Annotated in this window: 17 protein-coding genes; 8 read left to right on the top strand and 9 right to left on the bottom strand. The window is 70.2% G+C overall.

The window, feature by feature from the left end; all coding sequences use genetic code 11:
- Positions 1 to 124: 124 nt before the first annotated feature.
- Together PV419_RS22850 and PV419_RS22845 are read right to left on the bottom strand one after the other, a co-directional pair.
- The gene (locus PV419_RS22850) at positions 125 to 1,783 is read right to left on the bottom strand and encodes an FAD-binding oxidoreductase (RefSeq protein WP_319691679.1); all 1,659 of its coding nucleotides are present in this window, start codon (positions 1,781 to 1,783) and stop codon (positions 125 to 127) included.
- Positions 1,784 to 1,899: 116 nt separating this feature from the next.
- Positions 1,900 to 3,468: a glycoside hydrolase family 32 protein gene (locus tag PV419_RS22845; RefSeq protein ID WP_319691750.1), complete on the bottom strand. Its 1,569-nt coding sequence runs from the start codon at positions 3,466 to 3,468 to the stop codon at positions 1,900 to 1,902.
- A gap of 182 nt (positions 3,469 to 3,650) precedes the next feature.
- Here PV419_RS22845 and PV419_RS22840 point away from each other — a divergent pair, with 182 nt between their 5' ends.
- Genes PV419_RS22840 through PV419_RS22825 form a run of 4 tightly spaced genes read left to right on the top strand, consistent with a single transcriptional unit; the run spans position 3,651 to position 8,294 of the window.
- Complete coding sequence (locus tag PV419_RS22840) at positions 3,651 to 5,060, top strand: extracellular solute-binding protein (RefSeq protein ID WP_319691678.1); 1,410 nt, start codon at positions 3,651 to 3,653, stop codon at positions 5,058 to 5,060.
- Positions 5,057 to 6,022 carry a sugar ABC transporter permease gene (locus PV419_RS22835; RefSeq protein WP_319691675.1) on the top strand — a complete coding sequence of 322 codons (966 nt, stop codon included), beginning with the start codon at positions 5,057 to 5,059 and terminating at the stop codon, positions 6,020 to 6,022. Before PV419_RS22840 ends, PV419_RS22835 begins: the two co-directional genes overlap by 4 nt.
- A 14-nt stretch (positions 6,023 to 6,036) precedes the next feature.
- Positions 6,037 to 6,891 carry a carbohydrate ABC transporter permease gene (locus PV419_RS22830; RefSeq protein ID WP_319691673.1) on the top strand — a complete coding sequence of 285 codons (855 nt, stop codon included), beginning with the start codon at positions 6,037 to 6,039 and terminating at the stop codon, positions 6,889 to 6,891.
- Positions 6,888 to 8,294, top strand: coding sequence for a glycoside hydrolase family 32 protein (locus tag PV419_RS22825; RefSeq protein WP_319691671.1), 1,407 nt, complete (start codon positions 6,888 to 6,890; stop codon positions 8,292 to 8,294). Before PV419_RS22830 ends, PV419_RS22825 begins: the two co-directional genes overlap by 4 nt.
- On the opposite strand, the gene PV419_RS22820 is transcribed toward PV419_RS22825, so the two are convergent.
- Positions 8,257 to 9,330, bottom strand: coding sequence for a LacI family DNA-binding transcriptional regulator (locus PV419_RS22820; RefSeq protein ID WP_319691749.1), 1,074 nt, complete (start codon positions 9,328 to 9,330; stop codon positions 8,257 to 8,259). The two genes, PV419_RS22825 and PV419_RS22820, sit on opposite strands and share 38 nt — an antisense overlap.
- Before the next feature lie 217 nt (positions 9,331 to 9,547).
- Here PV419_RS22820 and PV419_RS22815 point away from each other — a divergent pair, with 217 nt between their 5' ends.
- The 3 genes from PV419_RS22815 (at position 9,548) to PV419_RS22805 (ending at position 12,673) form a co-directional block, all read left to right on the top strand.
- The gene (locus PV419_RS22815) at positions 9,548 to 10,504 is read left to right on the top strand and encodes a superoxide dismutase (protein ID WP_319691669.1); all 957 of its coding nucleotides are present in this window, start codon (positions 9,548 to 9,550) and stop codon (positions 10,502 to 10,504) included.
- 127 nt (positions 10,505 to 10,631) lie between these two features.
- Positions 10,632 to 11,288 carry a response regulator transcription factor gene (locus tag PV419_RS22810; protein WP_319691668.1) on the top strand — a complete coding sequence of 219 codons (657 nt, stop codon included), beginning with the start codon at positions 10,632 to 10,634 and terminating at the stop codon, positions 11,286 to 11,288.
- A gap of 125 nt (positions 11,289 to 11,413) precedes the next feature.
- Entirely contained in the window at positions 11,414 to 12,673 is a 1,260-nt protein-coding gene (locus tag PV419_RS22805; RefSeq protein ID WP_319691666.1) for a serine hydrolase domain-containing protein, read from the top strand.
- 13 nt (positions 12,674 to 12,686) lie between these two features.
- Here the strand turns inward: PV419_RS22805 and PV419_RS22800 are convergent, their stop codons facing one another.
- On the bottom strand, positions 12,687 to 14,108 hold the full coding sequence (locus PV419_RS22800) for an ATP-binding protein (RefSeq protein WP_319691665.1): 1,422 nt from the start codon (positions 14,106 to 14,108) through the stop codon (positions 12,687 to 12,689).
- 53 nt (positions 14,109 to 14,161) lie between these two features.
- Positions 14,162 to 15,385: an MFS transporter gene (locus PV419_RS22795; protein ID WP_319691663.1), complete on the bottom strand. Its 1,224-nt coding sequence runs from the start codon at positions 15,383 to 15,385 to the stop codon at positions 14,162 to 14,164.
- A 145-nt stretch (positions 15,386 to 15,530) separates the two neighbouring features.
- Here PV419_RS22795 and PV419_RS22790 point away from each other — a divergent pair, with 145 nt between their 5' ends.
- On the top strand, positions 15,531 to 16,526 hold the full coding sequence (locus PV419_RS22790) for a GlxA family transcriptional regulator (protein ID WP_319691748.1): 996 nt from the start codon (positions 15,531 to 15,533) through the stop codon (positions 16,524 to 16,526).
- A 480-nt stretch (positions 16,527 to 17,006) separates the two neighbouring features.
- On the opposite strand, the gene PV419_RS22785 is transcribed toward PV419_RS22790, so the two are convergent.
- The 4 genes from PV419_RS22785 to PV419_RS22765 form a co-directional block, all read right to left on the bottom strand.
- On the bottom strand, positions 17,007 to 17,357 hold the full coding sequence (locus tag PV419_RS22785; RefSeq protein WP_319691662.1) for a MerR family transcriptional regulator: 351 nt from the start codon (positions 17,355 to 17,357) through the stop codon (positions 17,007 to 17,009).
- Positions 17,358 to 18,084: 727 nt separating this feature from the next.
- Positions 18,085 to 18,399 (bottom strand): SCO5918 family protein, encoded by a 315-nt coding sequence (locus PV419_RS22780; RefSeq protein ID WP_319691661.1) that lies wholly within the window; start codon positions 18,397 to 18,399, stop codon positions 18,085 to 18,087.
- A gap of 444 nt (positions 18,400 to 18,843) precedes the next feature.
- Positions 18,844 to 20,337, bottom strand: a complete 1,494-nt coding sequence (locus PV419_RS22770; RefSeq protein ID WP_319691659.1) for a DEAD/DEAH box helicase — start codon at positions 20,335 to 20,337, stop codon at positions 18,844 to 18,846.
- Positions 20,338 to 20,569: 232 nt separating this feature from the next.
- Entirely contained in the window at positions 20,570 to 20,773 is a 204-nt protein-coding gene (locus tag PV419_RS22765; protein WP_319691657.1) for a cold-shock protein, read from the bottom strand.
- Positions 20,774 to 20,841: the final 68 nt, after the last annotated feature.

Genomic DNA, 20,841 nt, shown 5'->3' with positions numbered 1-20,841 from the left:
CCTGGCACGCCCGTAGCGGGACCCCTCCCGGTACGAGATGGGCGGAACCTGGGCCAGAACCTTGTGAGGGCCTGTGCCATTGGCCGGAGCCGGCCACCCGGGCCTGGCGGCATTGTCAGGACGATCAGGAGCCGATTCCCTGGGGGTAGCGGAAGAAGCCGGCCGGGTCGTACTTCCGCTTCACCCGGACCAGCCGGGGGTAGTTGACGCCGTAGTAGGACTCCCGCCAGTCCCTCAGCTTCGGATCGGGGAAGTTCTGGTAGGAGTGTTCAGGGGGCGCCCCCTCGAAGATGGCGTCGTAGAACTCCTGGAGCCAGTGCAGGTTCGCGGCGGCGACATCGGGGGAGTCGTAGTCCGCCCAGGAGGTCTCGGCGGCAAGGATGAACAGGCCGTCGCGGTGTACGAACGCGGTCGCCTGTCGCGGTACCCGGTTGATCTCCCCGCCGAGTGCGAACATCGCGAACCCGGCCCCGTCCGGGTTGCCGCTGCCCGGCCAGTCGAGCAGCCGCTCGGCCGCGGCGCCGACCTGCTGGTCGGTGAGGAGTGTCCGGGAATTCAGGACAGCCGACTTGGCGGCGAATTTCTCCACCGGAGTGGTGGCGCTCAGCAGCGTGCTCGCCTCGGCCGGGGTGACCTCGCGGACGGCGGCGCAGTTCCGTTCGCGTTCCTCCGGTGTGCCGATGGCGAGCAGCGGGGCGAGGATGGCCCGCAGTTCATCGAGGGTCCCGTAGTACTGGCCGATCGCGTTGACGTTGGCGTTCGCGCGGATCTGGTCCCGGGTCCGCCCGCGGGTGCCGATGCCGAGGCGGAGGTGGAACCGCTTGTCGTCCGCGCTCTCGTGCGCGATCCGCTGTGCGGTCGCCATGACCGGCAGTACGGAGTCCAGGCTCCAGCTGAGCCGGTAGAACCCCACATCGCCCTGGAACCGCTCGTACTGGAACGTGAACGAGGTGTGCACGCCGAAGTTGTTGCCCGCGCCGCCCCGGCAGGCCCAGAACAGATCGGGCTCCGAGTCCTCACTGGCCCGGGCCACGCGGCCGTCGGCGAGTACGACGGTCGTGGCGACCAGCCGGTCGCAGGTCAGGCCGAACATCTTGTCGCTGAAGCCGATACCGCCGCCCAGCACAAGACCGGCGACCCCGACCGTGGGACAGCGGCCCGTCGGTACGAAGATGCCCTGGTCCTCGAGCAGTGGGTGAAGGTCGCCGTTGGTGACCCCGGCGCCGACGGTGACGGTGCCCGCGCCGTGGACGACCTTGATCGGCCCGTACGCCCGGGAGCGGGTGGCGCTCCGCGGTGTGGTGACGATGTTCTTCATCCGGCTCATGTTGAGCAGCAGGCCCGTGGTGGCGGAGTAGCCGGCGTAGTTGTGGCCGAGACCGGAGCGGGGCACCGCGGGCAGCCCCACCGCGCGGGCCCAGCGGATCGCCTCGCGTACGTCCCTGGCGGTGGCGCAGGCGACGATGCCGGCGGGATGGATCCCGGCGTACCGGTGGTTGAACGGGAGCGCCAGCGGAGGGTAGCCGGAGTTCTGCGGCCGGTAGAGGGTGGCGCCCGGGGAGAGCGACGCGGCCAGCCGCTTCCAGTCCTGGCGCTGACCCGCTCCGCCGTCTCGGCGGTCGCGGCGGCGGCCGAGACGGGCGCCGCCGCCGCGTCGGGCGGTGCTTTCATGGCCAACGCCCCGGCGCCGAAAGCACTCAGGGTGCCTGTCCGCAATGCGTCCCGCCTGCTGATCACTGTGGCCTGCCTTCGCGAAACGGTCGGAGGCTCGATTGCCTCGCAATCGACTGGTCCATCGATCGTTCACCGACACGGCCGTACGGCGCGGACCGCCCGCGAGCCGGCCACTCGAAAGCGTGCCTGACAGACCGCCTGACAGCCGAGCCCGTCCGGCGTGGATCAGAGCCAGAACTCGCGGATCACGGTGTTCCTGAACACGGCACCGCCATCGATCGTGAACAGCGCGAGCCCGGTGTCGGCAGGGTCCGGGAAGGCCTCGCAGGAGTGGACGTACCGGCCGTCGTCGACGAACATCTCCACGGAGGTGCGGTCGATCAGGATCCGCAGCCGGACCGTCCGCGCGGACGGGTCGAAGGGGCTCCTGCTCTCCTGCCACCGGCCGGAGGCGTCCGGGCTCACCGTGTATCCGCGGTTGACGAAGGCGTAGTCGCTGTAGATCCCGGCGTCGATGTGGCGGGCGCCGTCGGCGGAGCGGCGCAGTTGCAGCCCCGCGCCGGTGAGCTGGTCCCAGGTGATCTCGGTGCTCAGTTCGTAGGCGGTGCCGGTGTAGTCCAGCACCCGCTGTCCGTCGACCTCCAGGTCGCCGAGGTTCACCGTGCGGGAGACATGGGCGTCGAGGGCCGCGATGGGCTTCGAGGCGAGGTAGTACGTGCCGTTCGCGGCGCGCCCCAGGGTGATCTCGCGGACGATCGAGTCGGTGCCGTTGAAGCCGTCGCAGTCGATGGTGGGGGTGGTGTTGGCGTAGTCCCAGTGGTTCAGCCAGCCGATCGCGTAGCGCGCGGACTCGTCCAGGGTGCCGTTCGCGGTCCGTTTCTCGAAGGTGACGGCCGCGTACCAGTCCCAGCCGTGGTCCAGCCACTGCGGGTCGGAGGCGTCGGCTGTGAAGGTGGTGCCGTCGAAGGCGCCGGTCCAGTACGCGTAGGTGCTCGGCAGCCCGGAGCCCTTGCCGTTGGCGCTCACGCCCAGCACCCACTTCCCGGTGCCGTCCTCGGCCGTGATCCGGAACAGGTCGGGGCACTCCAGTACGCCGATGCCGTCCTTAATGAATCCGCCGACGTACGTCCACGACGTCAGGTCGGTGGAGTGGTAGAAGCCCACCTTGTTGTTCTCGGCGAGCGCCATCACCCACCGGCCGCGCTCCTCGTCGCGGATCACCTTGGGGTCGCGGAAGTCCCGGACGCCGGGGTTGGCCAGGACCGGGGCGGTGCCGTGGGGGGTGAAGGTGCGGCCGCCGTCGGTGGAGTAGTACAGGTACTGCGCCTGGGTGTTGGCGTTGTCATCGGGCGACATGGTCACCAGGGCGATCACCGCGCCCGCGCCGAAGCCCGCCGTGTTGTCCGTGTCGACCACCGCGGAACCGGACCAGACGTCGCCGTTGGGAGTGGTGTCCTTCGGCACGGCGACGCCGCGGTCGGTGAAGGAGACCAGGTCGGTGCTGGTGGCCAGGCGCCAGGTGGTGCCCGCGGTCGTGCCGCCGGTCAGGTAGTCGGGGTTGTACAGGTAGTAGTAGTGGTATTCGCCGTCGATCCAGATGGGCCGCTGCGGGTCGTTCATCCACTGGTCGGGGACGGTGAAGTGGTACCCGGCGCGGTAGCTGCCCGTGCACGCGGCCGTGGACTTGGGCTTCGCCGCTGCCGGTCTCGCCGCGGCGGGCAGCAGCGCGCCGGCCGCGCCCGCGGCCGAGGCGACGAAGAGCGATCTCCTGGACAGGCCAGGGCCGTTGGGCATACCCGGTGTACGGACCATGGTGCGGCTCCTTCCCCGACGGCGTCGTCGGGACTGCGGCTCAGTGGTCCGGAACTGTAGACCTAACTCGTTAAAGGTCAACCCTTTCCCGCGCCTTGACAGCCCCGTAACAGGGTTCTCATCATCAGGGAATCACTTTTGGCTAACACGAGTTAGGCTCGTCGATGACCGACTCGCTCATCTCCCGTCGCCGCCTTGGGCGGTACGGGGCGTACGGCGCCGCGGCCGCGGCCCTCGGCGGCGTCGCCGCAAGCTGGGACCGCCTCACCGGCGCCGACATCCCAGGCCGGAACGACGGCTCCCTCGTCGTCGCCACCCTCGGCCCCGCCTACGGACCGGACGCCATACGCACGCTCACCGAGGGCTTCCGGAAGCTGCACCCCGACATCAAGCTCCGGATCAACGCGGTGCAGGCCGTCGACTGGTCCGACTTCTTCGCGAAGATCCTCACCCAGATCGCGGCGGGCACCGCCCCCGACCTCGTCTACGTCGCCACCGAGGGCGTCCAACTGTTCGCGCAACGCCTCGGCGTCCCGCTGGACCGCTGGGTGAAGCGGGACGCCGAGGAGCTGCGCGAGTACTTCGCCGACGTCCATCCCTCGCTGGTGGAGTCGATGATGTACGAGGGGAGCCTCTACCAGCTGCCGGTCGAGTTCAACGCGGCCGACATGTACCTCAACAACCAGGTGCTGAAGCGGGCGGGGGCGGGCTTCCCGGCGGCCGACTGGACCCGTGACGACTTCACCGACCTGCTGCGGGACATGAAGAGGTCGAGCGGCTCCCGGTTCACTCCGTACTTCTGGACCAACCGGCTGTGGGGCGGCGTGGTGCCCTGGCTGTTCGCGAACGGCACCAATCTGCTCGCCGAGTCCAAGGCGCCCGGCGGCGCCTGGCTGTGGGACTCCTTCTACCCGGCCGCCGCACGGCAGGGGCGCGGGGGCGGTTTCCGGTGGACGACCCCGCAGGCCACCGACGCCCGGGTGGAGGAGGCGTACGACTATCTCGCCTCCCTCATCCAGGAGGACCTGTGCACCCGTCCCGAGGGCGGCAACGGCCAGAACCTGGTCGGCGTCTTCTCCACCGGCCGGGTCGGCGTCACGCCCGCGGGCGGCTTCTGGGCGGGGGGTCTGCATCTGGCGGGCATGAAGGCCGACGGCTTCGACGTGCAGTACTTCCCGCGCTGGCGCACCCAGCGCATGCAGTTCGGCGCCGCCGGTTACGCGCTGCTGCGCACGTCGAAGAAGCAGGACGAGGCCTGGGAGTTCATCAAGTACGCCGCACGCCGGGACACCCTGATGCGGCTGTTCGAGACCAACCAGACCACCCCGTCCCGCCGCTCGATGCTGACCGCGGACCGCTACCGGGAAACCGGCCCGAACCACTGGCGGGTCTTCTACGACACCCTCGACAAGTTCCCCGACACCGGGCCGATCCCCGCGCCGCCGCAGGTCGCCGAGGTCGAGCAGGTGCTGCTCAAGCACACCGGCACCGCCCTGGCCTCCCGGGGCGCGGTCGGCTCCGCGCTGCGCCGGATGCAGGGCGACCTGGAGAAGGCCATGGAGCGTGACGTATGACGACGAACACGCAGGCGAACACCCAAGCCCCGGCCGTACGGCCGCGGCCGGCGACACCGCCCGCCGACGCCCCGCGGCCCTCCGCCCGCACCCGGTCCACCCGACTGCTCGCCACGCTGTTCCTGGCGCCCACCATCGTCGGCATCGTGATCTTCACGGTCGTACCGATCGTCGGCTCGGTCGTCCTCAGCCTCTTCCACTGGAACGTGATCGACGACCCGAGCTTCGCCGGAGCCGCCAACTACCGTGAGGTCTTCGCCGATTCGACCGTGCTGATCTCCTTCCGCAACACCCTCGTGTTCATGGTGCTCGCCGTCGCGCTGCAGCTGCTCATCGCGCTGGTGCTGGCGCTGGCGGTGAACGGGCGGATGCCCGTCTGGCTGCGCTCGGTGTTCCGGTCGGCGTTCTTCTTCCCGCTGATCCTGTCCGCCGCGTCGATCTCGGTGGTGATGAAGTACCTCTTCAACCAGGACTTCGGGGTCGTGAACTGGCTGCTCGGGCTGGTCGGGTTCGCCCCCGTGCCGTGGCTGACGTCGGAGAACGGGGCGATGGCCACGGTGATCCTGGTCTACGTCTGGCAGCAGTTCGGATTCTCGTTCCTCCTGTTCGTCGGCGGTCTGAACAACATCCCCAAGGAGATCCACGAGGCCGCCTCGCTCGACGGCGCGACCGGGCTGCGCAAGCACCTCGGCATCACGCTGCCGCTGCTGTCGCCCACGCTGCTGGTCGCGTCGGTGGTCGGCATCATCAACGCGCTGCAGGTCTTCGAGCAGCCGTACGTGCTCACCAACGGCGGGCCCGGCGACTCGACCCGCACCGTCGTGATGGTCATCTACGAGACCGCGTTCGAGCAGCTCCGCTTCGGCCCGGCGTCCGCGGTGGGCGTGCTGCTGTTCGTACTGATCATGGCGGTCACCGCCCTCCAGTTCCGGCTCAGCCGGCGTTTCGTCCACTACCAGTGAGCCGGGTGAGTTCCATGAGCCAAGCGAAAGTGAATCTGAGCCGTGCGCGGTATTCGCTCGCGCCCTGGGCCCGGATCGCCGGGCTGGCCGTATGCGCGCTGCTCACCCTGGGCCCGGTCATCTGGACCGTCTCCACCTCGCTGCGCACCCCGGCCGAGTCCTTCGACCTGCCGCCCAAGATCATCCCTACGCACCCGACGACCGAGTCGTACCGCGGCGTCTTCGACCAGATCGACGTGTGGCTGGTCGCCCTCAACTCGACGCTGGTGACCACGCTGATCGCGGTGGGCCAGATGATCACGGCGGGGCTGGCGGGGTACGCGTTCGCGCGCCTCGAGTTCCGCTTCAAGAAGCCGCTGTTCGGCCTGGTGCTGGCGACCATGATGGTGCCGCTCCAGGTCACCATCGTGCCGGTGTTCCTGGTGCTGAAGTCGATGGGCCTGACCGACACCCTCCTCGGGCTGATCATTCCGGCCTTCCCGACCGCCTTCGGCACCTTCCTGATGCGGCAGTACTTCCTGGGGATGCCGAAGGACCTGGGTGAGGCCGCGATGCTGGACGGCTGCGGCCCGTGGCGGATCTTCCGGTCGGTGTACGCCCCACTGGCCGCTCCCGGCCTCGCGATCGTCGGCGTGCTGGCCTTCAACTACCACTGGAACGAGTTCTTCCGGCCGCTGATCCTCGAGACCTCCGGCCAGAACTACACCCTGCCGCTGGGCCTGGTCTCGCTCCAGGGCAACCTCGGCACCGGCTCCGTCTCGGTGGTGCTCGCCGGTGTCGTCCTCTCCATGATCCCCGCCGTCGCCGTGTTCGTCGTCGGCCAGCGCCCTCTTCGCGAGGGCATCACGTCCGCAGGAGTCAACCGTTGAGCCCTGCCGCTCACTCCCCGGACCCCAGCGCCCCGCGCTTCAGGGTCCGCCCGCCCGCGGGCTGGATCAACGACCCGAACGGTCCCTTCCGCTGGCGGGGCCGCCACCACCTCTTCTACCAGCACAACCCCGACGCCCCCGTCCACGCGAACGTCCACTGGGGCCACGTCTCCAGCCCCGACCTGGTCCGCTGGGAGCACCATCCGATCGCGCTCGCCCCGACCCCCGGCGGCCCGGACGAGGCGGGCTGCTGGTCCGGGTGCGTGGTCGACGACGACGGCGTGCCCACGGCCGTCTACACCGGCGTCGACCGCCACCACACCGGGCTCGGCACGGTCTGCCTGGCGCGGGCGGCCGACCCCGACGACGACGCCCTGGCCGAGTGGAAGCCGTTGCCCACCCCCGTGGTGACCGGCCCGCCCGCCGGTCTGGACGTGGTGATGTTCCGCGACCCGTTCGTCTTCCGGTGGGGCGGGCGGCGGTGGGCACTGGTCGGCGCGGGCCACGCCGACGGGACCCCGTCCGTGCTGCTCTACGACTGCGAGGACCTGGCCGACTGGCGGTTCGCCGGTGTGCTCGTGGACGGCGACGACCCCGTCGCGGCGGAAGCGTTCGGCGACGGGGCGGTTGGCTGGGAGTGTCCGCAGATGTACGCCACGGCAGGCGGGGACTGGGTGCTGGTGGTGTCGCTGTGGGACAAAGACCCGTGCTCCACCGGCTATCTGACGGGGCGTCTTCGCACGGACGATCAGGGCGATGTGCGCTTCGAGGCGCGCACCGGCGGGCGGCTCGACCACGGGCGCGACTTCTACGCGCCCGCTGTGCTCCAGGAGGCGGACCGGGCCCTGATGTGGGGCTGGTCCTGGGAAGCCCGTGAGCGGAGCGAGGTCGAGCGCGCCGGCTGGGCCGGTGTGCTCACCGCGCCGAGGGTCGTCGACGTACACCCGGACGGCGCGCTGCGCGTCGTACCGGCCCCGGAGCTCGAACTGCTGCGGGCGGCCGAACCGTTCGTCACCGCACCGGGCCGGGTTCCGCTCCCGGAGGCGTACGACCTGACCGTCACCGCCTGTGGCCTGACGACCGTGAGCCTGCTGCGGTCCGCCTCGGGTGCGGAGCTCACGGTGCGGCTGGACCCGGACGAGGGCACCGTGACGCTGGACCGCGTCGACTGGCCCCGGCCGCCCGGCCTCGGGACCGGGGGGTCGGGGCCGATCGTGGTGCGGGCGCCGGCGAGGGAGGTGCGCGTGCTCGTCGACGGTTCGCTGGTCGAGCTGTTCGCCGACGACCGGGCCATGGTCACCGAGCGGGTCTACCGGCGCCCGGACGACGTGCGCGAACTCGTCGTGGCGGGGGCCGTGGCCGACGTCACCGGATGGGAACTGGTCCCACCGACGCACGGCTGATCACCGGGCAGGCGAGGCGCCGGGTGGTGGCCAGCGGTGTCCGCCCGGTGTCGATGGCCTCCAGCAGCAGCCGGGCGGCCTCCTCGCCCATCGCCCGGTGCGGCAGCGCGACCGTGGTGAGGGGCGGTGCGAGGAACTCGGCCATGTGTTCCTGGTCGTCGTAGCCGACCACCGACAGATCGCCGGGAACGGCGATCCCCAGCCGGGCCGCGGCGTGCAGGACGCCCGCCGCGACCCGGTCGTTGTAACAGAAGACGCCGGTGGGGCGCCGTCCCGCGGCGACCCCGTCGAGCATCCGCAGCGCGCCCTCGTACCCGCTGGAGATCTCGCCCCCGGTCCGCACAACCCACTCCTTGGGGACGACGATCCCCTTGGCCCGCAGGGCGTCACGGAAGCCGCGCAGACGCTCGGCCGACGCGATGTCGTCCTGGCCGCCGACCATGGCCACCCTGCGGTGCCCCTCGTCCAGCAGGAGCCGGGCCGCGGTACGGCCTCCGGCGCGCTCGGCGGGGATGACGGCCGGCAGGGAGTCGTCCTCGGGCAGACAATTGGCGAGGACGGAGCGGGTACGGTGCAGGCCCTCGGGGACGCGGACCCGGCGCAGCGACATGGTCGCGTAGATGATGCCGTCCACCCGCCGGTCGAGGAGCTCGGCGACGGCCGCGTCCTCCTTGGCCTGGTCGCCGCCGGAATCGACGGTGAGGACGAGATGCCCGCTGTCCCAGGCGGTCTCCATGGCCCCGCGCAGCAGCCGCCCCGCGAACGGCGACGAGGCGATCTCGTCCGTGACCAGCCCGATCACGGCGGTGCGACGGCGCCGCAGCCCGCGCGCGACGGGGTCGGGGCGGTAGCCGAGCCGGGCGGCGGCCTGGCGGATGCGTTCCTGCGTGGCGGGCGAGAGGTTTCCTTCGGCCCGGTCGTTGAACACGAAGGAGACGGCGGTATGGGACACCCCGGCGAGCCGGGCGACATCCCGCGACGTCGGCCGCCCGAGCCCGTCGGCGGGTCCGCCGTGTCCGCCCTCGCCCCTGACCATGACGTTCGGCCGCCCTCCGTCTCCCATCGAGGTCCCCGTCGATGTTCCTGTCGATTCACCCGATCTTACGCACGAGGGTGACCGGAAACGGCGTTGAAGTGGAGTGCACCAAGTGCACAGAGTGCTGTGAGTCACTGATGCTGACAACCACTGATGCTGACAACCACTGATGCTGACAAGTCACTGAAGCCCCCACCCTTCACGGAGGCCCGGAACCATGACCTGGAACCACCCCCAGCCGTCCCGGCGCACCGTTCTCGGCGGCGCCGCCCTCGCCGCGCTCGCGGCGGCGACCGGCGCCGGCGCGGCACACGCCGCTTCCGCCGCCCCGGCGCCGGCCGCGTGGCCGACCGAGTTCCCGCTCCCCGACGGCTTCCTGCCCGAGGGAATCACCATCGGCGGCAAGCCGTACGCCTACATGGGCTCGCGCGCCAACGGCGCCGTCCACCGCACCGACCTGCGCACCGGCGAGGGCACAGTCATCCACGAGGGCGCCCTGGGCACGGCGGCCATCGGGCTGAAGCTGGACGAGGACGGCCTGCTCTACGTCTCGGGAGGCGGCGGAGGGTCCGCGCGCGTCATCGACTCCCGCACGGGCGAACTCGCGACCACCTACCAGCTGACCGACCCCACCGGCCACTTCGTCAACGACGTCATCCTGCTCGGCGACCGCGCCTGGTTCACCGACTCGCGCGACGCCGTGCTCTACGGCGTGCCGCGCGGCCGCGCCGGAGAAGTCCGCCGCCTCCCGCTCAGCGGCGACTGGGTGCAGACCCCCAACGTCAACAACGCCAACGGCGTCGTCGGCACCCCCGACGGCCGAGGGCTGATCGTCGTCAGCAGCTCGCCCGGCCGGCTCTACCACGTGGACCTGAAGAGCGGTCACGCCACCGAGATCGCGCTGGTCGGCGCGGCCGACGTGGCCAACGGCGACGGCCTCCTGCGCATCGGCCGCGCGCTGTACGTCGTACAGAACCGGTTGAACCTCATCGCTGTCTTCGACCTCGACGCCAAGGCCCGCACCGCGACCTTGCGCCGCTCGATCACCGACCCCCGCTTCGACGTCCCCACCACCGCCGCCCGTTGGGGCGATCGCCTCTACCTCGTCAACGCCCGCTTCACCTCTCCCCAGACACCGGAGACGACCTTCAACGGCGTCGCCGTCCCCCTCTGAGTCGGGGCGGTTCGCAGCAGGGCCGAACGGATCGTGACACCGCGCGCCGGGGATCCCCGTTTTCCTGGGACGATGAGCGGCGTGCCGTCGCACACGACAGCAAGGGATTCCGTTCAGGGGTGGGAAAGTGACGATCCGCGTGATGGTGGCGGACGACCAGGAACTGGTCCGCAGCGGCTTTGTGATGATCCTCGACGCCCAGCCGAACATAGAGGTGGTCGCCGAGGCCGGGGACGGCGCGGCGGCGATCGAGGCCGTCCGCCGCCACGCCCCGGACGTGGCGCTGCTCGACATCCGCATGCCCGGGACGGACGGCATCGAGGCCGCCAGAACCATCTGCCGGGAGACCGACTGCCGGGTGATCGTCCTGACCACCTTCGACTCCGACGAGTACGTTCATGACGCCCTGCACGCCGGCGCGAGCGGTTTTCTGCTCAAGGACGTCCGCCGGGACGACCTGGTCCACGCGGTCCGGGTGGTGACCGAGGGCGACTCACTCCTGGCGCCCTCGGTGGCCCGGCGCCTGGTCGCGGACTTCGTACAGCGCCCCCGGGGGACCGCCGCACCGCGCTCCGACCGGCTGGCGGTGCTCACGGCGCGGGAGCGGGAGACCCTCGAGCTGCTCGGGCGTGGCCTGTCCAACGCGGAGATCGCCGCGGAGCTCGTCGTCAGCGAGCACACCGTCAAGACGCACGTCAGCAATGTGCTGACCAAACTCGGGCTGCGCGACCGGATCCAGGCGGTCATCTGCGCCTATGAGACGGGCCTGGTCACCGCGGGGTGAGCGACTCCCTCACGCGAGGGAGCGCCGACCCGCCGGAGATCGGTCGCTCCGGCGATCCGCCGAACGGGCGTGATCACCAGGATGGGAGTCGTTCCCGACACCGCCCCCTTCTCCGGAGCGCACCGATGAGGATCCGCACCCGCACCACGCTGACCGCCGCCGCTGTCGTCGCCCTGGCCATCGCCGCAGGCCCGGCCGCCGTCCCGGCCCTGGCGCACCCGGCACCGACCGGCAGGACACCGACCGCCTCGACATGCACGGCCGCGGCGTCCCCGGCCGCCGCGTCCCCAGCCTCGGCATCCACAGCCGCCGCGTCCCGTGCCTCGTCGCCCACCCTGGACACCGAGGCCCTGCAGCGCACGATCGCCGATCTGCCGGCCGACGACGCCACCGCCGCGATCGTCCGGGTCGGCGGCAGAGCCGGAAGCTGGCAGGGCGCCGCAGGCGTCCGCGACCTCACATCGAAACAGCCGGTCCTCGCCGACGGCCGCTTCCGTGCGGGCAGCGTGACCAAGGTCCTCACCGCCGCCGTCGTCCTGCAACTCGTCGCCGAGCACAAGGTCGCCCTGAACCAGCCCGTCCAGTACTACCTCCCCGGACTGCTCCCCGCCGACTACCCGCCGATCACCGTCGCCCAGTTGCTCAACCACACCAGCGGACTGCCGCCCGCCGACGGCCCCGGCGACTCCTTCGAGGCCCAGTACGCCCACCGCTTCGACACCACGACCCCACAGCAGCTGATCGCCTCCGCCACCGCCAACCCGCTGGAGTTCGCCCCCGGCTGCAAGCAGCACTACCTCAACATCAACTACACCGTGCTGGGCCTGCTCATCGAGAAGGTGACCAGGGACTCGTACGAGCACCAGGTCCAGCGGCGCGTCCTGGACCCCGTCGGCATGCACGACACCTCGTACCCCACCGACCCGCACATCTCCGGACCGCACAACCTCGGTTACCAGCGCACCTCCACCGGATTGGTCGACGTCACCGACTGGAACGTCTCCGCGGGCTGGGCGGCAGGAGACGTCATCAGCACCGCCGCCGACCTGGAGCGCTTCACCGTGGCGCTGTTCAGCGGCCGGGTCGTCCCCAAGGCCCAGCTCCGCCACATGCTGGAGGTCCCCCAGGGCATCACCATGTACGACAGCACCGACCCCGCCTCGTACACCATGGGCCTCGCCCGCTCGGTGCTCCCCGACGGCACCGTCTCCTACGGCAAGACCGGCGAACGCTTCGGCTACGCCTCGGGGATGGGCGCCACCCTGGACGCCCACGGCCGGATCGACCGCACCCTGGTCTTCGTGGTCAACTCCACCGACGCCAAGTCGCCCTCCGGCAACCCCCGCAAACTGCCGATCGTCCTGGCCGCGCTGCAGAACCCCTGAGCCCGCCCCCTGCTCACCCCCTGCGCCAGGCGCCCAGCAGCTCCTCGGGGCCGTACGCCGCCTGGAGTCCGGAACAGCTGATCCCGTTGCGGGAGACCGCCACGAGCGGTACCGGCTCGTCGGTGATCGCCGCCCGGTGCTTCTGCAGTGCGGCAAGATCGTGACTGTCGAACGCGGAGTTCTCCAGCCACTTGACCGAGCCGAGGAAAAGCAACTGCTTGGCCACCGGCTGCCGGTCGGCGCCCACCAAGTCGATCTCGATGTCGTTGCTGCGCGTCCAGTACCCGCCGACCGCCGGGGCGGCGGGCAGGTGCCCGTCCGGCAGGAGACGGGCGAGGGATTCCCGGGCCAGGGGCTCGATCGCGCGACCCCGCCAACTCGTCCACTGCTCCTTGATCCGGCTCAGAGTGAGATCTCCCCGCATCCGCTCGATCTCCGCCATGTGCGGATCCAGAAACGCGAGCCAGAACCGCAGGTAAGGGTCGGCCACTCGGTAGCGGCGTTCCTTCGACGGCCGTAGCGAGAGCGGCAACTCGGCTGCCACCACCCGTTTCTCGGTCAGGACCTCCGTGGCTCGGGTGAGCGTGGTGTGGGCGATGCCGCCTGCGGCGCGCGCGATGTTGGTGAACGTGCGCTCCCCGGTTCCGATGGCCCGCAGGACTTCCCTGCTCATCGCCTGCGGTGGAAACTCCGCGGCGAGTGAGCGCTCGGCGGAGACCAGCAGCGCGGAGATCGGGTTGTCCAGCGAGTCGCGGAGGAACTCCCAGACGCCCGCTCCGGTCCGCCACTCCGCGCAGATCAGCGGAAGACCGCCGGTGATCAGGGCGGCGTCGAAGGCGGCCGCCGGCGACAGGTCGAGCATCTCGCCGATGTCAGCCGGGTTCAGCGGCCCCACGACCATTTCCCGGCCCCGCTGATGGAAGGGGCGGTCGTAGCTGTTCAGCGCCTCCATCATCGACAGGTCGGATCCGACCAGGAGGAGAAGTACCGGCTTGCGGCTGAGCAGGCGGTCCCATGCCCGCTGGAGCATGCCCTCGAAGGCGTCGATGCGGTCCATGAGATACGGAACCTCATCGATGACGACCACGCTCGGGCTGTCGTCGGGCAGGACCTCCGCAAGCAGCCTGAATGCGGCGTTCCACTGCTCCGGGGTCTCCTCCGAGAACAGTCCCCGCTCCGGCAGGGTGGATCTGGCGACGGCGTCGAGCAGCTCGGTCATTTCGTCCTCGGCCGTGCCGCCCGCCGCGGTGAAGAAGAGGTGGGGGGTCTCGGTGCGCCGGAGGAACTCCTCGACGAGGCTGGATTTTCCGACCCGCCGCCTTCCCCTTATGAGGATGCACTGGCCCGGTTTCGCCGACCCAGCGGCATCGTGAACCGCCTGGAAGGCGTCGCGGAGCACGTTCAGCTCCCGGTCCCGGCCGATGAACCGATGCATGGGAAACACCCCCATAGAAGATAGTATCGATAGAGATACTATCCCGATCGCTACTAGGTGGTCACCGCCGAGGCGTGCGGCACCCGTACGACCATGGCCAGCAGGGCCGCGGCGACGCAGACCGCACTCAGCGCGATCCACACCACGTCATACGCGCCGAACACGTCGCGGGCCGTGGCTCCGAGGAAGGCCGAGGCGCTCGCGCCCAGCTGATGGGCGGAGGTGACCCAGCCGAAAACGATGGGGCCGTCGTCGCCGTAGGCGCGTTGGCTGAGGGCGATCACCGGAGGGACGGTCGCGACATCGGCGAGTCCGTAGACGACCACGAAGGCGATCAAGGAGGGGCGGACCGTCGAGGAGAGGACCATGGGCAGCGCCAACAGGGTGAGCGCGCGGACGGCGAAGTACACGCACAGGAGGCGGCGGGGATCGAAGCGGTCGGTGAGCCAGCCGGACGCGAGCGCCCCCAGGGATGAGAAGACACCGATCAGCGACAGCAGGGACGCGGCCATGGTGGCGTGCATGCCGTGGTCGTGGGCGGCGGGGACCCAGTTGCTCCACATGATGCCGTTGGTGGAAGCGCCGCAGATCACGTACATGCCTACGAGCAGCCAGAACGTCCCGGTCCGCGCGGCGCTGAGGAGGACCGTCACCGTCCGGCGCGCCGCCCCGATCGCCGGAGCGGGTTTGGGGACGTACTCCTTCGCCCCGTAGGGCGTCGAGCCGATGTCAGCGGGGTGGTCGCGCAGCAGCAGCCACACCAGCGCGGACACCGCCAGAGCCACCAGCGCCAGGGTCACCACAGGGGGGCGCCACTCGTAGCGGTCGACCACCCAGGCGAGCAGGGGCAGGAAGAGCAGCTGGCCCAGGTGGCTCGAGGCACTGAGCGCGCCGGTGACCAGCCCGCGCCGCCGCTCGAACCAGCGGCCGGTGATTTGTGCCGCGAAGGTCATCGTGAGGCAACCGCTGCCCAGGCCGATCAGCACACCCCAGTACACGACGAGGTGCCAGACCGAGGTCATCACATGGGTGAGCAGGGCACCGGCGGCGATGAGCAGCATCGCGCCGGCAGCGACCCGGCGGATGCCGACGCGGTCCATCAGCGCGGCCGCGAAGGGTGCGGTGAGGCCGAAGAAGATCATGTTGACCGAGGCGGCGAGCGCGATGTGGCCGCGGTCCCAGCCGTACTGGTCGTGCAGCGGGGTGACCAGCAGGCCGGGCACGGTGGTGAAGGCGCCGGCCGTCACGATCGCCGCGCCCGCGACGACGGCGATCATCCAGGCGCGGTGCGGGCGGCGCGTACTGCGCCCTGACATGGGCCCTCGAACGGCCGGTGGGGTCTGTATCCGCTGAGCCATGTCCCAACACTGCGTGCGCCTCAGCGGGGCGACGAGTGGCCATGCAGCCCAGTTGCGCAAGAATATGGCCATGGCTGTTTTCACCCACCCCACCCGCCATCACGTCGCCGTCTTCGCCCGCCAGCGGATGCTCCCGATCGAGCTGGGCATCGTGCACCAGCTGTTCGGGCAGGCCAGACAGGGCGCCTCGGCCGACGGGGAGCCGCTCTACGAGGTCGCCACCTGCGGGCTGCGGGCAGGAGAGGTACGCACGGACGGAGACTTCACCGTCAATGTGCCCCATGGCCCCGAGGCGCTGGCCGAAGCCGACACGGTGATCGTGTTGTCCTCGTACGAGGACTACGAGCAGACGGATACGCGGCTGCCGACGCCGCTGGCCAAGGCGTTCGCCCGAATCCGCCCCGGCACCCGCATGGCCTCGATCTGCACAGGCGCCTTCGTACTCGCCGCGGCCGGCCTCCTCGACGGCCGGGCGGCCACCACGCACTGGCGTCACACCGAGCAGTTCGCGCGTCTGTTCCCGGGGGTCAAGGTGGACCCGGACGTGCTCTACACCGACGGCGACGACGTCCTGACCTCGGCGGGCTGTGCCTCCGGAATCGACCTGTGCCTTCACATGATCCGAAGCGACCACGGGACGGCGGTCGCGAGCGACGTCGCCCGCCGCACCGTGGTGCCGCCGTACCGGGAGGGCGGTCAGGTGCAATACATACGCCACCCCGTACCGGAGCCGTCCTCCCCCTCCACCGCGGTCGCCCGCGGCTGGGCCCTGCAGAGGCTGCACGAGCCCCTCACCCTGGGCGATCTGGCGTCCCAACAGGCGATGAGCATCCGGAACTTCAACCGGCGCTTCCGCGACGAGGTCGGCATGACACCGATGACCTGGCTGACCCAGCAACGCGTCGAACGTGCCAGGGAACTGCTGGAGGAGTCGGACCTGCCAGTGGACCAGGTAGCGGCACGGGCCGGCCTCGGCACGGCGGCCAACCTGCGCCAGCACTTCCAGTCCGCCCTGGGCACTTCCCCGAGCGCCTACCGGGCCACCTTCCGGGGGCCGTGACCCCGGGCCGGGGCGGGGCCGGGGTCATGGCCCCTGGTAGAGGACAGGCCGCGGGGGCGATGCGCACCCGGCCGTGGCCGCGCGCGATCGCTGTGGTGTTCCGCTCCCAGCAGTTCCGCCAAGGCATCGCGAGCGATGGGCGCCCGCGCCGCGAGCACCTCGGCCACGTGCAGGTGCGGGAGCGAGAGGGCTGCCAGTGTTGTTCCGCTGGGCTTACTGGTGGGGGCACCTCGCCGTCGAAAGAGCACGATGGTTCCGGGAGGAGAAGCGGCACCGCACACATGTCAAGGATGGCGGGCAGAGGGCGCCGATGAGATCACACCAATGGGTTCCGAACGCTGTGCGCGGACGGTGCGGGGTCGTAACGCCGCCAGGCGGCCGATGCCCGCCCGAGCGCACGCCGCGGCGACGCCGGCTGACCTCGGCCAGTCATACGTGCTCGTCATACGTGCTCGAGCCGACCCGCTCGCGCCCACGTGATCAGCTCGAACCGGGACTGGAACTGCCGGACGCTTCGTTCGCGGCACGGCGGTACTCGGCGTTGATGCGCTGAGCTTCCTCAAGCTGGTCCTCAAGGATGACGATGCGGCAAGCAGCATCGATCGGGGTTCCCCTGTCGACGAGCTCGCGGGCGCGAGCGGCGATCCGCAGTTGGTAGCGGGAGTACCGGCGATGTCCCCCCTCCGAGCGCAGTGGAGTGATCAGACGAGCCTCACCGATGGCTCGGAGGAAGCCAGGGGTGGTGCCGAGCATTTCGGCGGCCCGGCCCATGGTGTAGGCGGGGTAGTCGTCGTCGTCCAGACGATTACTGAGTGGAGTATCTGCTGCCATGTCACCTCGTAGTGCAACGCGTCGAGGGGCCCTGGTGCCGTACGGCACCAGGGCCCCGAAGGAAATTGAACACCATCTGTCGGCCCTCATGCTGTGCCGACCTTCTGTTTCCGCTACCCGGCCCGACGAGGGGAGGGGTGCGGGGATCGCGGCTGCGTGACCGGGGACCACCATCCATTCCGGGGGTCTTGCGGTACCCGGGCCGAGAGCTTCTCGGGCCGGGCGATCCTGATGGCGTCTGCTCCTCCGTCCTTCCTCTGAACCAACCACTTGGTGAAACGGGTACTGCGGTACTGCTCGGTGATGCTGTTGGCAGCCCCTTGGCCTGCGAGCTGCCCAGTGCGGCTCTCAGCCCCGTCACCGTCCTGCGAACACCTTGGCTTCGGAGCTCCAGAGCCGCGCTGACCTGCGAACTCCAGGTAATGCAACCCGCCAGTTCGTGTCTGCCGGGTCTCGCTTGACCGTGTCAACGAGAAGAAGCTTAACCATGCGATGAGCCAATGTCTACTCTGGCAAGAGTAGATTTTGGCGTTCAGGGGCCACAGGTACCTGTGGCCTGGACAACCAGTCGCTGCGGGCAGTGCGACGCTGCGTCGCCCCTCCGCTCGGCCAGGACCCTTCGCGCGGATGACGAGACGGCGAGGCGGCGATACGACGGTGAGGGCCCTGCCGACACGTGTCGGCAGGGCCCTCACTGGGTCTCTGATGGCGGTTTTCCGCCTGTTCTTCACACCTCCGGGGAGACGGTGCCCCCGAGCAGCGCCGACGCGGTCTGGAGCGGAGTGGGGACACCCACCGGCGCGGTCTCCGGGTGCTCATGGCAGGTGAAGCCGAGGCGGGTCATGGCCCGGACCACTTCGCCGCTGGAGAAGTCGCGGCGATTCTGCCCGGTGATGACCTGGCCTACTTGCTTGACCGGGTAGCGGCGGCGGCCGATGGTCACGGACTCGGCCGTGACGAGTTCGGGCGCGACGCCCTTCATCGAGGCCAGCACCCCGCTCCTGGTCAGCTCGAACGGGTACCGGGCGATGACACAGCGCATGATGCCTCACACAGAAGGAGAAACAGAAGGACAAGGAGGGCGGGCCGACCGGGCGAGGCGGATCAGCGGGCGAGGGTGAGGACGCCCGGGGTCCGGCCATGCTCCTCGACGGCGCCCGGGCGGGGTGAACGGTCCGGCGAGGACGTCCCGTAGACGGATCCGGTCCGTGTAGGTGGGGCTGTCGCGGAGAACGGCGAGCCGGGCCAGGGTGATCAGGCCCGTGCTCTGGTCGTCCCCGTCACAGAGGACGAGGTGATCGACACGGGCACCGGCCATGAGGGACAGAGCCACCTCGACCGTCATGTCGTCACAGACCCGAGGTCCGGACGCGTCCCTGTCGTCGACCACGGCTTTGGGGGAGGGATCCACTGCATGGTGCTGCGTCTGAGCCGGCGTCATAGGTGCCTCCTACCGGAAGGGGGTGGGCTTGTGATCACAGCGGTACTAGGCAGCCGAGCCGAGGCTGGGCTGCCGCTGTGCCCTGCGGCGCGCCGCTTCGCCGACGGGCCGGTCCTGGCCGGCGTGGCCCCGGCGACCCCGACGGCCCTGGGACGATGAAGACGCGCCGCGGGGACGTTCCACGGCTGGCGCGGTGATGACGACCGGGACACCGGAAGGGGCCTGGGCACCTGTGATGCGGCTCAGCTCCGCCTCGCCCGAACGTACCTGGGCGACCCGGGGGGTGATGCCTGCCGAAGCCATCAGTCGGCTCATACCGCGACGCTGATCAGGGGTGACCAGGGTGACGACGCTGCCGGACTCGCCGGCTCGGGCCGTACGACCGCCGCGGTGCAGGTAGTCCTTGTGGTCACTGGGCGGATCCACATTGACGACCAGGTCGAGGTTGTCGACGTGGATCCCGCGCGCCGCGACGTTCGTCGCCACCAGTACCGTCACATGCCCGCTCTTGAACTGGGCCAGGGTCCGCGTGCGCTGCGGCTGGGACTTGCCACCGTGCAGGGCCGCGGCGCGGACGCCGTTGCTCAGCAGGTGCTTGGTCAGCCGGTCCACCGCGTGCTTGGTGTCGAGGAACATGATCACTCGACCGTCTCGCGCCGCGATCTCGGTGGTCGTCCGATGTTTGTCCGCGTCGTGCACGTGGAGTACGTGGTGCTCCATCGTGGTGACCGCGCCCGCCGACGGGTCGACGGAGTGGACTACCGGGTCCGTCAGGTAGCGGCGGACCAGCAGGTCGACATTGCGGTCCAGGGTGGCCGAGAAGAGCATCCGCTGCCCGTCGGGACGCACCTGGTCGAGCAGGGCGGTGACCTGCGGCATGAAGCCCATGTCGGCCATTTGGTCGGCCTCGTCGAGGACCGTGATGCCAACATCGTTCAGCCGGCAGTCGCCCCGGTCGATGAGGTCCTTGAGCCGCCCGGGCGTCGCGACGACCACCTCAGCCCCGGCGCGCAGCGCACCGGCCTGCCTGCCGATGGACATCCCGCCGACGACGGTGGCCAGGCGCAGGCTCACGGAGCGGGCGTACGGAGTGAGCGCGTCGGTGACCTGCTGGGCGAGCTCGCGGGTGGGGACGAGGACGAGGGCGAGCGGCTGCCGTGGCTCGGCGCGCCGCCCCGCTGTACGGGCCAGTGCGGCGAGGCCGAAGGCGAGCGTCTTGCCCGAGCCGGTGCGGCCACGGCCGAGTACGTCACGACCGGCCAGGGAGTTCGGCAGGGTCGCCGCCTGGATGGGGAACGGTGCGGTCACGCCTTCGCGGCCGAGCGTGGCCAGCAGCCGCGCAGGCATGGCGAGTTCCGCGAACGCCCCGACGGCGGGCAGCGCCGGCGTGATCGTCTTCGGCGGCGCGAACTCGCCCTGTACGGCCCGTCCGGCCTGTCGATTTCCGTAGCCCTTGGAACGGCGCGGACCACCCGAGCGGTTGGCGCCGGTGCCTCCTCCGAAACGGTCATATGTGCGGGACGTGTGGGCACGCTTCATGCGGAACCTTCCTTGACGGGGCACGTAGCAAGGAATTCCCGCAGCAGATGAGCGGCGCAGAGAATCTCGAGACGAGCCAAAAACGATGTGGGCCGAGTCGGACCGACAGGGAATGCGCCACCGGTCGGTGATGTGGTGAGCCTCTCCCGTCGCGCGCCCTGAAATGCAGCGAGCCGGGGCCCGCACCCGAGAGGTGCGGGCCCCAGCTGCGAAGTACGCGTCAGCGCCGGTGTCAGGCGGGAACGATGTTCTCGGCCGTCGGGCCCTTCTGGCCCTGCGCGACGTCGAACGACACCTTCTGGCCTTCAAGCAGCTCACGGAAGCCCTGGGCGGCGATGTTCGAGTAGTGGGCGAAGACGTCGGGGCCGCCGCCGTCCTGCTCGATGAAGCCGAAGCCCTTTTCCGCGTTGAACCACTTCACGGTGCCGGTAGCCATTTGTTTCTCCTTCGGAGGCGGTGTCAGGAATTTGCCCTGTGCGAATTCCTTGTCGCCGTGATGATCAC

Origin of the sequence: Streptomyces sp. ME19-01-6 (genome assembly GCF_033793745.1) — a bacterium.
Taxonomy (GTDB): Bacteria; Actinomycetota; Actinomycetes; order Streptomycetales; family Streptomycetaceae; genus Streptomyces.
Note: the sequence above shows the minus strand (reverse complement) of the source record. Positions and strands in the feature narration are given on the sequence as shown.

Bases quoted from the DNA above. Each gene is read 5' to 3' on its own strand.
- PV419_RS22800 (WP_319691665.1), bottom strand. From the start codon at position 14,108: ATGCATCGGTTCATCGGCCGGGACCGGGAGCTGAACGTGCTCCGCGAC.
- PV419_RS22790 (WP_319691748.1), top strand. From the start codon at position 15,531: ATGGCCATGGCTGTTTTCACCCACCCCACCCGCCATCACGTCGCCGTC.
- PV419_RS22845 (WP_319691750.1), bottom strand. From the start codon at position 3,468: ATGCCCAACGGCCCTGGCCTGTCCAGGAGATCGCTCTTCGTCGCCTCG.
- PV419_RS22765 (WP_319691657.1), bottom strand. From the start codon at position 20,773: ATGGCTACCGGCACCGTGAAGTGGTTCAACGCGGAAAAGGGCTTCGGC.
- PV419_RS22820 (WP_319691749.1), bottom strand. From the start codon at position 9,330: ATGGTCAGGGGCGAGGGCGGACACGGCGGACCCGCCGACGGGCTCGGG.
- PV419_RS22830 (WP_319691673.1), top strand. From the start codon at position 6,037: ATGAGCCAAGCGAAAGTGAATCTGAGCCGTGCGCGGTATTCGCTCGCG.
- PV419_RS22805 (WP_319691666.1), top strand. From the start codon at position 11,414: ATGAGGATCCGCACCCGCACCACGCTGACCGCCGCCGCTGTCGTCGCC.
- PV419_RS22840 (WP_319691678.1), top strand. From the start codon at position 3,651: ATGACCGACTCGCTCATCTCCCGTCGCCGCCTTGGGCGGTACGGGGCG.
- PV419_RS22795 (WP_319691663.1), bottom strand. From the start codon at position 15,385: ATGATCGCCGTCGTCGCGGGCGCGGCGATCGTGACGGCCGGCGCCTTC.
- PV419_RS22835 (WP_319691675.1), top strand. From the start codon at position 5,057: ATGACGACGAACACGCAGGCGAACACCCAAGCCCCGGCCGTACGGCCG.
- PV419_RS22815 (WP_319691669.1), top strand. From the start codon at position 9,548: ATGACCTGGAACCACCCCCAGCCGTCCCGGCGCACCGTTCTCGGCGGC.
- PV419_RS22770 (WP_319691659.1), bottom strand. From the start codon at position 20,337: ATGAAGCGTGCCCACACGTCCCGCACATATGACCGTTTCGGAGGAGGC.
- PV419_RS22780 (WP_319691661.1), bottom strand. From the start codon at position 18,399: ATGCGCTGTGTCATCGCCCGGTACCCGTTCGAGCTGACCAGGAGCGGG.
- PV419_RS22785 (WP_319691662.1), bottom strand. From the start codon at position 17,357: ATGGCAGCAGATACTCCACTCAGTAATCGTCTGGACGACGACGACTAC.